The following is a 14,301-nucleotide window of genomic DNA, read 5'->3' as shown; positions in this document are numbered from 1 at the left end:
GACACCCGCCTCAGGGCCCACCCCCTCAGGGGCGCGGGGAACTGCGCGATCAACCCCCACCGGCCGGGGCCCGGGGACGGCGCTCCGCCCCCGCCCCCGGTCCCACCGCCAAAGCCGCGGCGCCAGCCGCCCCCGTACCCCTTACGGCCGCTCGCCGGATGCGCCGCGTCGATCTTCGGGTTCCACTCGGGCCATGAGCACCGAACCGCCCCCGGGCTCCGGCGAGCCGCCGGAAGACGACCCGCTGAGGAAGCAGCCCCCGTCCGGTCAGGGGTCGGGCTCGCCCTACGACACGCCGTACGGCGCTCAGCAGCCGCCCCCCGGCGGGCAGCAGCCCCCTGGTGGCCCGCAGCCGCCCCCCGGCGGGCAACAGCCCCCAGGCGGCCCGCAGCCGCCGTACGGGGGCGAGCAGCCCCCGCCCTACGGCGGCCCGCCACCCCCCGGCGGCCAGCCGCCCGGCGGCCAGCCGCCCCCGCACGGCGCCGGCGGCTACCCCGCCGACCCCCTCGCCGGTATGCCGCCCCTCGCCGACAGCGGCAAGCGCACCCTCGCCCGGATCATCGACATGATCCTCGTCGGGATCGTGGTGGCGCTGCTGTCCTGGGGCTTCGGCGTCGCTGCGTACACGGTGAACGCGGACCGGATGCAGTTCGGCAAGTCGTTCGCCGAGGAGATCATCGCGGCCGTCCTGTACATCGCCTACGACACCGTGCTGATCAGCAGGACGGGTCAGACCCTGGGCAAGAAGTGGCTGGGGATGCGGGTGGCCAACCTGGACAACGGCTCCACGCCCTCGGTCCAGACGTCCCTGGCCCGCGCGGCGGTGCTGTGGATCCCGTTCGCCTTCTGCTGCGCCTGTGTCTGGACGGCGATCGCGGGCGGCTGGAGCTTCTTCGACCGGCCCTACAAGCAGGGCCTGCACGACAAGGCGGCCAAGACGGTGGTGGTCAGCCTCGGTTGACGCACGAACGGCCGCCCGGAACCGGGCGGCCGCTGCTGTGCGGGGTGGGGGACATGCCCACCTTGAGGGACATGCCCACCTCAGGGGCGCGGGGAACTGCGCGACAGGCCACGACGAGCCCGCACTCGGCAACGCGCGCTCAGGAGGCCGAAGGCTCCCGAACCGCCTCGGGCGTGGCAGCCACGGACTCCCGGAGCGCGGGCTCCAGAAGGGCGGGCTCCCGCAGCGTGGACTCCCGCAGCGCGGACACCCGCTCCGGCACCGCCTCGGGAATGTTCGTACGGGCCACCAGGCCGCGGGACTTGGGTTGCGGCACCGTCATGGCCACCAGCAGTCCCAGACCCAGCGCCGCGAGCGCGATGACCGCGATCCCCACGCCGGACGACGTCTGTGACAGCAGCAGCATGGCGAGCGTCGAGAGGATCACCGTGCAGGAACCGTAGGCGAGCTGTGCAGCGGTCGGACGAGGCATGGCAATCGTGTCCTCGGAAGATTCTCGGGGGTGAGACGGGTAACCGGCCTGGCTTTCCGCCGACTTCCGGGCGTTCCACCATTCGACTCTATTCGCGTCCATGCCCGAGGGGAACGACCGGTAAGCGTGACCTAACCCACGGTACCGGTGCACAGGGGGCGCACGGGTTCATGCAGTCCAGCAAGTGGACGGGAACGCGCGCCCGTTGAGCGAGCCTCCGGCGCGCACCGAGCGGCGCGCGTGCGGCGCGCGTGCGGGGCACCGGCGCGCCGGACGGGTGGTACATACGCCTGCCACGCCCCGGACACGCGTCCGTAAAGCGAACCACCGATCCGCATAGTGCACTTGATAGGTACAAGTCAAGGTCTTGTCTTTCCACGTAAACCTCTAGTCAAATAACGGCACTTGACTAACACGCGTCAACCGCGCGCGGACCTCTCTCGACTTCAGGCCCCCCTTTCCGTGCGCCCGGACGCGTCTGGGGAGGACATCAAGTGACCACTAGACCCTGGACGTTCAGAGTCGCCGCGATCGGTGTGGCGCTCGCGGCGGCATCCGCCACGTTCTCGACCTTCGCCGTCGCGGAAGCGGCCACGACGGCCACGACCGCCACGACGGCCGGCTCCGCCGCCGTGGACCGGCACGACCCGACCGCCGTACAGCGGGACCACGACCTCGACGGGCCCCTGAGCAAGACGCAGGACGCCCAGCGCCAGGAGGCCCTCAACCAGGTCATATCCGGCAAGGCCAAGGTCACCGACCGCAACGGCTCGCAGGTCGTCCAGCTCAAGGGCAAGAAGGGCGACAGCAAGTACGTCGAGCTCGGCCGGGAGAAGACCGACAAGATCTTCACGATCCTGGTGGAGTTCGGCGACCAGGTCGACAGCCGCTACGGCGGCACCGCCGGCCCGCTGCACAACCAGATAGCCGCGCCCGACCGCAAGACGGACAACAGCACGGCCTGGCAGGCGGACTACAACCAGCAGCACTTCCAGGACCTGTACTTCGGCACCGGCAAGAACACCGAGTCGCTGAAGAAGTACTACGAGACGCAGTCCTCGGGCCGCTACTCGGTCGACGGCGAGGTCACGGACTGGGTCAAGGTCCCCTACAACGAGGCCCGTTACGGCTCCAACAAGGCCTCCACCGGCGCCTGGTACGCGGTCCAGGACGGCGTCAACGCCTGGGTCGCCGACCGCGAGGCGGCCGGCGACACCGCCGCCGAGATCAAGACGGAGCTGGCCCAGTACGACCAGTGGGACCGCTACGACTACGACGGCGACGGCAACTTCAACGAGCCGGACGGCTACATCGACCACTTCCAGATCGTGCACGCCGGTGAGGACGAGTCCGCGGGCGGCGGCGCCCAGGGCGCGGACGCGATCTGGGCGCACCGCTGGTACGCCTTCGGCACCGACGCCGGCGCCACCGGCCCGGACGCCAACAAGCTCGGCGGCACCCAGATCGGCGACACCGGCATCTGGGTCGGCGACTACACCATCCAGCCGGAGAACGGCGGACTCGGCGTCTACGCCCACGAGTACGGCCACGACCTCGGCCTGCCGGACGAGTACGACACCAACGGCGGCGAGAACTCGACCGGTTTCTGGACCCTGATGTCCTCGGGCTCCTGGCTCGGCACCGGCAAGGAGGCCATCGGCGACCTGCCCGGCGACCTCAACGCCTGGGACAAGCTCCAGCTGGGCTGGCTCAACTACGACACGGCCAAGGCCGGCAAGCAGTCCACCACCAAGCTGGGCGTCGCCGAGTACAACACGTGGGACAAGCAGGCCCTGGTGGTCTCGCTGCCCCAGAAGGCGGTCACCACCGACGTCGTCACCCCGGCCCAGGGCTCGACGCAGTGGTGGAGCGGCAGCGGCAACGACCTCAAGAACACCCTGACCCGCTCGGTCGACCTGACGGGCAAGTCCTCGGCCACGCTGAGCCTCGACGGCTACTACGACATCGAGGCCGACTACGACTACCTCTACGCCGAGGTGTCGACCGACGGCGGCGCCAACTGGAAGGCGCTGGACGGCACGGTGGGCGGCCAGGCGATCCCGCGGGACGCCAGCGGCACCCCCGCGCTGACCGGCACCGTCGACGGCTACCAGCAGCTGTCGTACCCCCTGGACGCCTACGCGGGCCAGAAGTTCCAGCTGCGCTTCCGCTACCAGACGGACGGCGGCGTCGCCCTGACGGGCTTCGCGGCCGACGAGATCAAGCTGACCGCCGACGGCGCCACCGTCTTCTCCGACGACGCCGAGAGCGCCGATCCCGCCTGGACCGCCGACGGGTTCAGCCGCATCGGCGCGTCCTTCACCAAGGACTACGCGCAGTACTACATCGCGGAGAACCGTCAGTACGTGTCGTACGACAAGACCCTCAAGGTCGGCCCGTACAACTTCGGTTTCGCCTCGAAGCCGGACTGGGTGGAGCACTACCCGTACCAGAACGGCCTGTTGATCTGGAAGTGGGACACCTCCCAGGTGGACAACAACACCGGCGACCACCCGGGCGTCGGCCAGATCCTGCCGATCGACGCGCACCCGACGCCGCTGAAGTGGTCCGACGGGACGATCATGCGCGGCCGCATCCAGGCGTACGACTCCACGTTCACCCTGGAGCGCACGGACGGCATCACGCTGCACAAGGCGGACGTCGCCACCCGCATCCCGTCGCTGAAGGGTGTGTCGGTCTTCGACGACCACGCGAACACGTACTACGACCCGGCGACCCCGGCCGACGGTGTCAAGGTCACTGACACGAACACCACGATAAAGATCGTCAAGGAGGCCGGCGACGGCTCCACGATCGAGCTCAAGGTCGGGCCCGCGGTGAAGTAGCAGGCATCTTCGCAGGTCAGAAGCGTATCGGCGGTGACCCCCTGGCGGGTCGCCGCCGATCGTGTTTAGGTGCGTCCTGTGACCGACTTATTGACACCGACGTCCACGGGGGTGTGACCGCATGGCCGCAGGAGGGTTCTGCAAGCTGCCGAACGGCACGGTGGTGGTGGCGCTGCACCTGCCCCGCCCCGCCGCCGGAGGCACCGGCAGCGTGCGCGTTCTCGTCCACGCGCAGAACCGGGCACGCGCCCTGACCAGGCTGCGCAACCTGGGGCTGCGCGCGGTCTACCTGCGGGGCAACGCGGCCCCGCCGACCCCGGACGAGATCACCGCGGTCCTGCACCACCCGGACGGCCTGATATGGCGTACGGCCCCGGCCGGGGACGTCGCCGTACCGGAGCCGATGCCTGAGCCGATGCCGGGGCCGGTGTCGGAGCCGATGCCGGAGCTGTGGCACCCGATCCGGGCCCTGCTGCGCCGCACGGCGGCGCCCCAGGGGAGCTGACCGGGCGTGACGCCCGCCGTGCCGCCCGCGGCGGCCGCGCACCGCGCCGCCCGCCGTCGTGACGCCTACTGCACCACCGGCTTGCCCGTCAGCTCCACGCCCGCCTCGCGCAGCTCCTCCAGGGCCCGCTCGGTGGTCTCCTGGGCCACCCCCGCGGTGAGGTCGAGCAGCACCTGGGTGCGGAACCCCTCGCGCCGGGCGTCCAGCGCGGTGGCCCGCACGCAGTGGTCGGTGGCGATCCCGACCACGTCGACCTCGGTGATCTCCCGGGCGCGCAGCCAGTCCCCGAGCGTCACGCCGTTCTCGTCGGCGCCCTCGAAGCCGCTGTAGGCGGCCGCGTACGCCCCCTTGTCGAAGACGGCGTCGATCGCGCCCGAGGCGACCACGGGCGCGAAGTTCGGGTGGAAGCCCACGCCCTCGGTGCCCGCCACGCAGTGCGCCGGCCAGGACCGTACGTAGTCGGGGTTGTCGGCGAAGTGGCCGCCGGGCGCGATGTGGTGGTCGCGGGTGGCCACCACGTGGCGGTACCCGGCGGGGGCCTGACCGATCAGCTCGGTGATGGCGGCGGCCACATCGGCACCCCCGGCCACCGCGAGGCTGCCCCCCTCGCAGAAGTCGTTCTGCACGTCTACGACGATCAAGGCGCGGCGCATGCTGGGTGTCCTTCGGCTATGAGGCCGGACCGGAGGGTCGACCGGAATGTGTGCGTCATCTGTGCGGGTGCCCGACCGTGAACCTCCGAGCCTACGGAGTTACGGCGGCGTAGGGGAGAGGGCGTGTCACGTCCGGCCGGCACCTGTCTCTAGCTACCCGACGCCAGATGGACGTACTCCGTCGGAATGACCGGCTCGCCGCGGGAGAGCTGGGTCGCCGACATCGGCAGCCCCGCGCGGGCCGCCGCGTGCCGCTCGCGGACCACGTCGAGCGGCTCGCGCCCGACCACCTCGCCGCCCTTGACCAGCTCGACCAGCAGCTGCCGGCCGGCCAGGGCGGGCGGCACGTCCGCGGTGCCCACGACCTCCGCCTCGGCGACGCCGTCCTCGTCCAGCCGCCGCGCGGCCCACTTGCGGCCGCCGAGGGAGGTCTTGCCGCCGGTGGACCGCTTCGCCACCGGGACCACGGGCGCGGAGGGGCGCTCCGAGGCGGCGCGGGCCACCAGCTTGTAGACCATCGAGCAGGTGGGGTGCCCCGAGCCGGTGACCAGCTGGGTGCCGACGCCGTACGCGTCCACCGGTGCCGCGGCGAGCGAGGCGATGGCGTACTCGTCGAGGTCCGACGTCACGATGATCCTCGTGTCGTGGGCACCCAGCTCGTCCAGCTGCTGGCGCACCCGGTGCGCGACCAACAGCAGGTCGCCGGAGTCGATGCGGACCGCGCCCAGCTCGGGCCCGGCGACCTCCACGGCCGCGCGGACGGCCTCGGCGACGTCGTAGGTGTCCACGAGCAGCGTGGTGCCGCGGCCGAGCGAGTCGACCTGTGCCTGGAAGGCGTCCCGCTCCCGGTCGTGCAGCAGGGTGAAGGCGTGTGCCGAGGTGCCGACGGTGGGGATGTTGTAGCGGAAGCCGGCGGCCAGGTCGGAGGTGGAGGCGAAGCCGCCGATGTAGGCGGCGCGGGAGGCGGCGACCGCGGCCAGCTCGTGGGTGCGCCGGGCGCCCATCTCGATCAGCGGCCGGTCCCCGGCCGCGGCCGTCATCCGGGAGGCCGCCGCCGCGATCGCGGAGTCGTGGTTGAGGATCGACAGGATCACGGTCTCCAGCAGCACGCACTCGGCGAAGGAGCCCTCGACCCGCATGACCGGCGAGCCGGGGAAGTAGACCTCGCCCTCGGGGTAGCCCCAGATGTCACCGGTGAAGCGGTAGCCGGCCAGCCATTCGAGGGTCGGCTCGTCGACGATCCCCCGCTCGCGCAGGAAGCGGAGCACGTCCGCGTCGAAGCGGAAGTTCTCCACGGCGTCCAGCACCCGGCCGGTGCCCGCGACCACGCCGTAGCGGCGCCCCGACGGCAGCCGCCGGGTGAAGACCTCGAAGACGCTGTGCCGGTGTGCGGTGCCGGCCTTGAGGGCGGCCTGAAGCATCGTGAGCTCGTACTGGTCAGTGAAGAGCGCCGTCGAGGGGACATCCACCGGCAGCCCAAGGTCCGCTGTGTTCATGGCAACGGATGCTACACCCCTTTGCGTCAGTGTGACGATTTGTGGGGCCCGTGGCAGCATGGGCGTTGTGACGTCACCCGCTCCCGTAGAGATCGAACGCACCGAGTCGGCGGAGGAGGTCTTCGCCGTACCCGAGCCGGACGTCCCCTGGGTCACGATCGTCCACAACGACCCGGTCAACCTCATGAGCTACGTCACCTACGTCTTCCAGACGTACTTCGGCTACACCAAGGACAAAGCCACCAAGCTCATGCTCGACGTCCACCACAAGGGCCGGGCGGTCGTCTCCAGCGGATCGCGCGAGGAGATGGAACGCGACGTGCAGGCGATGCACGGCTACGGTCTGTGGGCCACCCTCCAGCAGGACCGGAAGTAGCGAACCCACTTCATGCCCGGACACTTCGAACCGCTCCCCGGCGGCGGCGCGGCCGTCGCCCTCGACGACGTCGAGATCTCCATCATCCGCTCGCTGGCCGTCCAGCTGCTCGAGCTGATCGGCCCCGGGCCCGGGGAGAACGCCTCCGAGGACCCGCTCGCCGAGCTGTTCGCGGAGGGCCCGAGCGAGCCGCCCTCCGACCCGGTCCTCAAGCGGCTCTTCCCGGACGCCTACAGCGACCCCGAGAAGGAACCCGCCTCGACCCGGGAGGCGGAGGAACGGCAGGCGCACTCGGCCGAGTTCCGCCGCTACACCGAGAACGACCTGCGCGCCGGCAAGCGTGAGAACGCCCTGGCCGTGGTCCGCACGCTGGACGCGCTGTCCCCCGCCGGGGACGGCGGGGCGGTGCTGAAGCTGACGCCCGCCGAGTCCCGGCAGTGGCTCGGCGCCCTGAACGACCTGCGGCTCGCGATCGGCGCCCGCCTGGAGATCGCCGACGAGGACGACACGGACATCCTCTACGGCCTCCCCGACGAGGACCCGCGCAAGCCGATGGTGATGGCCTACCTGTGGCTGGGCGGCCTCCAGGAGACCCTGGTGACGACCCTCCTCGCGTGACCGGGGCGGATCCGCCCCCCTCCGAAGGGCCGCCCCACGCCCGCCCGCGTCTGTCCCGCGCCCGCCCGCGTCTGTCCCGCGCCCGCCCGCGTCTGTCCCGCGCCCGCCCGTGCCTGTCCCGCACCCGCCCGTGCCGCCCGAGCCCGCCTGCACCGCGCAGGCGGGCTTTTTGTCGCCTTCGAGGGGATTTCGCGTTCGCTCAGAGAGTGCTCAAATCCGGATAACGATCGCGTCACCGCCTCGGCCCGGTCTGACACTTTCGGGCGACATTTGTCCCCTTTTTCCTGTGCGATGCGCCACAACACGCGCGATCGATCAAAGTTGCGGCCGTGATAAATCTTCACGACCGCTCGGACGGCACCACCCATGCCCGTCCGGGTGCGCCACCGAGCCGGTGATCGCCGGCCAGGCACGGACGGGTCCTCAGGGGCCCGCCCAACTCCAGATATCCGGGGGGATCGAAACCCGATCCGCGGCCGACAACGGTCCGGGTCGGCATGGAGAAAGGCGCACACACATGACCTCCGAGAGGGTCACCGACACCCCTGAAGAGGGGTACGAGCGCGGTCTCGGCAGCCGTCAGGTCCAGATGATCGCGATCGGCGGCGCCATCGGCGTCGGCCTGTTCCTGGGCGCCGGGGCGAACATCGCCAAGGCCGGTCCCAGCCTCATCCTGATGTACGCCCTGGCGGGCGCGATCGTCTTCTTCATCATGCGGGCCCTGGGCGAACTGCTGCTCTACCGCCCGGTCTCAGGCTCCTTCGCGGAGTACTCGCGCGAGTTCCTCGGCCCGTTCTTCGGCTACTTCACCGGCTGGACGTACTGGCTGATGTGGGTGGTGACCGGCATGGCCGAGCTGACGGCCGCCGCGATCTACGTCCACTACTGGTTCCCGCACATCCCCCAGTGGGTCACCGCGCTGGTGTTCCTGGTGGTGCTCTTCGTGGCCAACCTGATCTCGGTGAAGCTCTTCGGTGAGATCGAGTTCTGGTTCTCGATGGTCAAGGTCACCGCCCTGATCGGCATGATCGTGATCGGCGTCGGCGTGCTCACCTTCGGCTTCAGCGCGGCCGGCGACACCGCCCACGTGGCGAACCTGTGGCAGTTCGACGGCTTCTTCCCCAAGGGCGTCGGCTCCTCCCTGATGACCCTCCAGGGCGTGATGTTCGCCTACCTCGCGGTCGAGCTGGTCGGTGTCACCGCGGGCGAGTCGGAGAACCCCGAGAAGACGCTGCCGAAGGCGATCAACACCCTGCCCTGGCGCATCGCCCTCTTCTACGTCGGCGCCCTGACCGTGATCCTCTGCGTGGTGAAGTGGACCGACTTCGCGGCGGGCGTGAGCCCCTTCGTGAAGGCGTTCGCCGTGATCGGCATCCCGGCCGGCGCGGGCATCGTCAACTTCGTGGTGCTCACCGCGGCCCTGTCGTCCTGCAACTCCGGCATGTACTCCACCGGCCGGATGCTGCGCACCCTCGCCGACAACGGCGAGGCGCCCCGGGCCTTCGGCCGCCTGTCGGCCACCAAGACCCCGGCGCTCGGCATCACCGTCTCCGTCGCCTTCATGGCGATCGGCGTGGTCCTCAACTACATCGTCCCGGAGAAGGCGTTCGGCTACGTCACCTCGGTGGCGACCGCGGCCGGCATCTGGACCTGGCTGATGATCCTGGTCAGCCACATCCTCTACCGCCGCGCGGTGGCGGCGGGCCGGCTGCCCGCCTCGTCCTTCCCGGCGCCGGGCGGCGCGGTGTGCAGCTGGATCGCGGTGGTCTTCCTGCTCTTCGTCACGGGCCTGATCGCCTACGACGCCGACTCCCGCATCTGCCTCTACGTCATGGCCGGCTGGGCCGCCGCGCTCGCCGCCGGCTGGGCCGTCCTCAAGGCCCGCAACCCCGAGGTCACCGAGCGCCGCGAGGAGCAGCCGGTGCCGGCCCGCGTGGGCTGACCGACCGCCCTCCGGGGCGTGACCGACCGCCCCTCGGGGCACTGGACCGCGGACGCCCGGCGGCCACGGGTACTCGTGGCACCCGCGGCCGTCGCCGCTCAGGGCGTCCGCCATATGGGCCGCCCCGTACCACTCCCCGGTACGGGGCGGCCTTCCGTCTATCCTGGCCGCCATGCTGACCCTGACCCAGGCCCTCCACGACCGGATCGTCGCCCACGCCCGCGAGGACCACCCCGACGAGGCGTGCGGTGTGGTCGCCGGCCCGGTGGGCACCGGCCGCCCCGAGCGCTTCATCCCCATGCTGAACGCGGCCCGCTCGCCCACGTTCTACGAGTTCGACTCCGGTGACCTGCTCAAGCTCTACCGCGAGATGGACGACCGGGACGAGGAGCCGGTGATCATCTACCACTCGCACACCGCGACCGAGGCCTACCCCTCGCGCACCGACATCTCCTACGCCAACGAGCCCGGCGCGCACTACGTCCTGGTGTCGACCGCGGACGCCGACGGCGCGGGCCCCTTCCAGTTCCGCTCGTACCGGATCGTGGACGGCGAGGTCACCGAGGAGGAGGTCCGGGTCGTCGAGGCCTACTGATCTCGGCATCCGGTCGGCAATCGTCCGCGATGCGAGATCACATTCCGGGGAGCGGACGGGGAATCGATACGATGACCCCATGGTTCTGAACGTCGTACGCCCCGCGGGGTGACGTTCCCGACCCGAGATGATCCGACAGGAGCCCGCTAAATGGCCATCGAGGTCCGCATCCCCACCATCCTCCGCCAGTACACCGACGGTCAGAAGGCGGTGGAGGGCAACGGTGACACCCTCGCCGCACTGTTCGCCGACCTCGAGACCCGGCACGCGGGCATCCAGGCCCGGATCGTCGACGACGGCAAGCTGCGCCGCTTCGTCAACGTCTACCTGAACGACGAGGACGTCCGCTTCCTGGACAGCATCAACACCAAGCTGTCCGACGGCGACACCGTGACGATCCTGCCGGCCGTGGCCGGCGGCTCGGTCTGATCTTCATGCGCTACGACTCCCCGCTGGCCGCGGTGGGCAACACCCCCCTGGTGCGCCTGCCGCGGCTGTCGCCCTCCGCCGAGGTGCGGATCTGGGCCAAGCTGGAGGACCGCAATCCGACCGGCTCGGTCAAGGACCGCCCCGCGCTGCACATGATCGAGCAGGCGGAGAAGGACGGCCGCCTCACCCCGGGCTGCACGATCCTGGAGCCGACCTCCGGCAACACCGGCATCTCGCTGGCCATGGCGGCCAAGCTCAAGGGCTACCGCATGGTGTGCGTGATGCCGGAGAACACCTCGCAGGAGCGCCGGGACCTGCTGGGCATGTGGGGCGCCGAGATCATCTCCTCGCCGGCCGCCGGCGGTTCCAACACCGCCGTGCGCGTCGCCAAGGAGCTGTCCGCCGAGCACCCCGACTGGGTGATGCTCTACCAGTACGGCAACCCGGACAACGCGGGCGCCCACTACGCCACGACCGGCCCGGAGATCCTCGCGGACCTGCCGTCGGTCACCCACTTCGTGGCGGGCCTGGGCACCACCGGCACCCTCATGGGCGTCGGACGCTTCCTGCGCGAGCACAAGCCGGACGTGAAGATCGTCGCCGCCGAACCGCGCTACGACGACCTCGTCTACGGCCTGCGCAACCTCGACGAGGGCTTCGTGCCCGAGCTCTACGACGCCTCCGTGCTCACCACGCGCTTCTCGGTCGGCTCCGCCGACGCGGTCACCCGCACCCGTGAACTCCTCCAGCAGGAGGGCATCTTCGCGGGCGTCTCGACCGGTGCCGCCCTGCACGCCGCGATCGGCGTCGGCAACAAGGCCGTGAAGGCGGGGGAGAGCGCCGACATCGTCTTCGTGGTCGCCGACGGCGGGTGGAAGTACCTGTCCACCGGCGTCTACACGGCCGCCACCACCGAAGCGGCGATCGAGACACTGCACGGTCAACTCTGGGCCTGAGCGAAGGAATTGCGGCGCTGCGCGCGTAGACCCCGACGGGCTTCGCGTGTGGCGCCGTCTCTCATCAACGCGCCAACCCCCCGCTATGAGGCGGCTAAACGCTGCCTATGAGGGGGCAAAGATCTTGCTCGCGGGGTGCCTGCCCGCGGTCGGGTCGGGCTACGTTCTGGCCGTCCTGTCATGCCACGTTCAATGGCAGAGCAGGGTGTTCGGAATGTCATGCTCATGACTGCGCACTCTGCCGCCGCTACGCGCGTCACGGGCCTGCCTTGTAACCCCACCGATGGAGGCAGCACCCATGCGTGAATCCCGCCCGAGCAAGCGCCGAAGGAGTCTGCGAAGACTCCTGACAGCGGCCCTCCCCGTCATCACCCTCACCTTCGCCGGCCTGGTGGCGGCGCCCTCCGCCGGGGCCGCCCAGCCCGCGGCCGCCACCCCCCACGCCGCCTCGCGCACCACCCAGAACGCCAAGGCGCTCACCTCGCCCGACCGGCAGGCCGTGCACGCCACCGGCAAGGCCGGCCAGAAGGTGCCGACCGAGCACCTGTGCGCCAAGGCCAAGGCCGGCCAGGCGTCCTGCTTCGCCCAGCGGCGCACCGACATCAAGCAGCAGCTCTCCAGTGCGCTGGCGGCCGCGGCCCCCTCCGGCCTCAGCCCGTCCAACCTGCACAGCGCCTACAACCTGCCCTCGACCGGCGGCTCCGGCCTGACCGTCGCCGTCGTGGACGCGTACAACGACCCCAACGCCGAGTCGGACCTGGCCACTTACCGCTCCACCTACGGCCTGTCCTCCTGCACCAAGGCCAACGGCTGCTTCAAGCAGGTCAGCCAGACCGGCTCCACCACCTCGCTGCCGTCCAACGACAGCGGCTGGGCCGGTGAAGAGGCGCTCGACATCGACATGGTCAGCGCCGTCTGCCCGAACTGCAACATCATCCTGGTCGAGGCCACCTCCGCCACCGACGCCAACCTCGGCACCGCCGAGAACGAGGCCGTCGCGCTCGGCGCCAAGTTCGTCTCCAACAGCTGGGGCGGCAGCGAGTCGTCCTCCCAGACCAGCGAGGACACCTCCTACTTCAAGCACCCGGGTGTCGCCATCACCGTCTCCTCCGGTGACGAGGACTACGGCGCCGAGTACCCGGCGACCTCCCAGTACGTGACCGCCGTCGGCGGCACCGCGCTCTCCACCTCCTCCAACAGCCGCGGCTGGACCGAGTCCGTGTGGAAGACGTCCAGCAGCGAGGGCACCGGCTCCGGCTGCTCCGCCTACGACTCCAAGCCGACCTGGCAGACCGACACCGGCTGCACCAAGCGGATGGAGTCCGACGTCTCCGCCGTCGCCGACCCGGCCACCGGCGTCGCGGTCTACGACACCTACGGCGGCTCCGGCTGGGCGGTCTACGGCGGCACCAGCGCCTCCGCCCCGATCATCGCCGGCGTCTACGCCCTCGCGGGCACCCCGGGCTCCAGCGACTACCCGGCGAAGTACCCCTACTCGCACACCTCCAACCTGTACGACGTGACCAGCGGCAACAACGGCTCCTGCACCACGTCGTACTTCTGCACCGCCGGCACCGGCTACGACGGCCCGACCGGCTGGGGCACCCCCAACGGCACCACGGCCTTCGCCTCCGGCACCTCCACCGGCAACACCGTGACCGTCACCAACCCCGGCAGCCAGTCCACCGTGACCGGCAGCTCGGTCAGCCTCCAGATCTCGGCGACCGACAGCGCGGGCGCGTCCCTCACCTACAGCGCGAGCGGCCTGCCCACCGGTCTGTCGATCAGCAGCTCCGGCCTGATCTCCGGTACGGCGTCCACCGCCGGCACCTACCAGGTCACCGTGACGGCGACCGACTCCACCGGCGCGACCGGTTCGGCGTCGTTCAGCTGGACGGTGAGCACCAGCGGCGGTGGCGGCACCTGCACCTCCTCGCAGCTGGTCACCAACCCGGGCTTCGAGTCGGGCACCACCGGCTGGACCGAGACCAGCGGCGTCATCACCACCGACTCCGGTGAGGCCGCGCACGCCGGCTCGTACAAGGCGTGGCTCGACGGCTACGGCTCCAGCCACACCGACACGCTCTCGCAGTCGGTCACCGTCCCGTCCGGGTGCAAGGCGACCTTCACCTTCTACCTGCACATCGACACCGCCGAGACGTCCACCAGCACGGCGTACGACAAGCTGACCGTCACGGCCGGTTCGACGACCCTGGCCACCTACTCCAACCTCAACAAGGCGACCGGCTACACCCAGAAGTCGTTCGACCTCTCCTCCTACGCGGGCACCACGGTGACGCTGAAGTGGAGCGGCGTCGAGGACTCCTCGCTCCAGACCAGCTTCGTGGTCGACGACACCGCCGTCACGACCAGCTGATCCGACCGACCGCCCCGCAGCGGGGGCAGCGGGCCCCGGCCGGACCCACCGGCCGGGGCCTCGTCATGTCCGCGT

At 70.6% G+C, this 14,301-nt stretch carries 13 protein-coding genes; 10 read left to right on the top strand and 3 right to left on the bottom strand.

Features of this window, described 5'->3' with window-relative positions:
- Positions 1-193 precede the first annotated feature (193 nt).
- The gene (locus WN71_RS39720; protein ID WP_079177811.1) at positions 194-961 is read left to right on the top strand and encodes an RDD family protein; all 768 of its coding nucleotides are present in this window, start codon (positions 194-196) and stop codon (positions 959-961) included.
- A 139-nt stretch (positions 962-1,100) separates the two neighbouring features.
- On the opposite strand, the gene WN71_RS12035 is transcribed toward WN71_RS39720, so the two are convergent.
- Entirely contained in the window at positions 1,101-1,433 is a 333-nt protein-coding gene (locus WN71_RS12035) for a hypothetical protein (protein ID WP_046584057.1), read from the bottom strand.
- 494 nt (positions 1,434-1,927) lie between these two features.
- On the opposite strand from WN71_RS12035, the gene WN71_RS12030 reads away from it, so the two are divergent.
- Both WN71_RS12030 and WN71_RS12025 read left to right on the top strand, forming a co-directional pair.
- Positions 1,928-4,279 (top strand): immune inhibitor A domain-containing protein, encoded by a 2,352-nt coding sequence (locus WN71_RS12030; RefSeq protein ID WP_046584058.1) that lies wholly within the window; start codon positions 1,928-1,930, stop codon positions 4,277-4,279.
- 121 nt (positions 4,280-4,400) lie between these two features.
- Positions 4,401-4,784, top strand: coding sequence for a hypothetical protein (locus WN71_RS12025; RefSeq protein ID WP_046584059.1), 384 nt, complete (start codon positions 4,401-4,403; stop codon positions 4,782-4,784).
- 65 nt (positions 4,785-4,849) lie between these two features.
- Here WN71_RS12025 and WN71_RS12020 read toward each other — a convergent pair whose 3' ends face one another.
- Positions 4,850-5,437 (bottom strand): nicotinamidase, encoded by a 588-nt coding sequence (locus tag WN71_RS12020; RefSeq protein ID WP_046584060.1) that lies wholly within the window; start codon positions 5,435-5,437, stop codon positions 4,850-4,852.
- Between the two features lie 149 nt (positions 5,438-5,586).
- Positions 5,587-6,933: a nicotinate phosphoribosyltransferase gene (locus WN71_RS12015; protein WP_046584061.1), complete on the bottom strand. Its 1,347-nt coding sequence runs from the start codon at positions 6,931-6,933 to the stop codon at positions 5,587-5,589.
- A gap of 58 nt (positions 6,934-6,991) precedes the next feature.
- Between WN71_RS12015 and clpS the strand changes: the two genes are divergently transcribed.
- From clpS to WN71_RS11980, 7 genes are all read left to right on the top strand, one after another.
- The gene (gene clpS / locus WN71_RS12010; protein ID WP_046584062.1) at positions 6,992-7,309 is read left to right on the top strand and encodes an ATP-dependent Clp protease adapter ClpS; all 318 of its coding nucleotides are present in this window, start codon (positions 6,992-6,994) and stop codon (positions 7,307-7,309) included.
- A gap of 12 nt (positions 7,310-7,321) precedes the next feature.
- Complete coding sequence (locus WN71_RS12005; RefSeq protein WP_046584063.1) at positions 7,322-7,927, top strand: DUF2017 domain-containing protein; 606 nt, start codon at positions 7,322-7,324, stop codon at positions 7,925-7,927.
- A gap of 517 nt (positions 7,928-8,444) precedes the next feature.
- Positions 8,445-9,869, top strand: a complete 1,425-nt coding sequence (locus tag WN71_RS12000) for an amino acid permease (protein ID WP_046584064.1) — start codon at positions 8,445-8,447, stop codon at positions 9,867-9,869.
- A 172-nt stretch (positions 9,870-10,041) separates the two neighbouring features.
- Positions 10,042-10,464 carry a M67 family metallopeptidase gene (locus WN71_RS11995; protein ID WP_046584065.1) on the top strand — a complete coding sequence of 141 codons (423 nt, stop codon included), beginning with the start codon at positions 10,042-10,044 and terminating at the stop codon, positions 10,462-10,464.
- A 150-nt stretch (positions 10,465-10,614) separates the two neighbouring features.
- On the top strand, positions 10,615-10,893 hold the full coding sequence (locus WN71_RS11990) for a MoaD/ThiS family protein (protein WP_046584066.1): 279 nt from the start codon (positions 10,615-10,617) through the stop codon (positions 10,891-10,893).
- A 5-nt stretch (positions 10,894-10,898) separates the two neighbouring features.
- Positions 10,899-11,849, top strand: a complete 951-nt coding sequence (locus tag WN71_RS11985; protein ID WP_046584067.1) for a PLP-dependent cysteine synthase family protein — start codon at positions 10,899-10,901, stop codon at positions 11,847-11,849.
- 298 nt (positions 11,850-12,147) lie between these two features.
- Positions 12,148-14,226 carry a S53 family peptidase gene (locus WN71_RS11980; RefSeq protein ID WP_046584068.1) on the top strand — a complete coding sequence of 693 codons (2,079 nt, stop codon included), beginning with the start codon at positions 12,148-12,150 and terminating at the stop codon, positions 14,224-14,226.
- Positions 14,227-14,301 lie beyond the last annotated feature (75 nt).

Source organism: Streptomyces mangrovisoli (assembly GCF_000974985.2).
Classification (GTDB): domain Bacteria; phylum Actinomycetota; class Actinomycetes; order Streptomycetales; family Streptomycetaceae; genus Streptomyces; species Streptomyces mangrovisoli.
The sequence above is the reverse complement of the archived record's forward strand: the minus strand, read 5'-3'. Positions and strand labels throughout refer to the sequence as shown.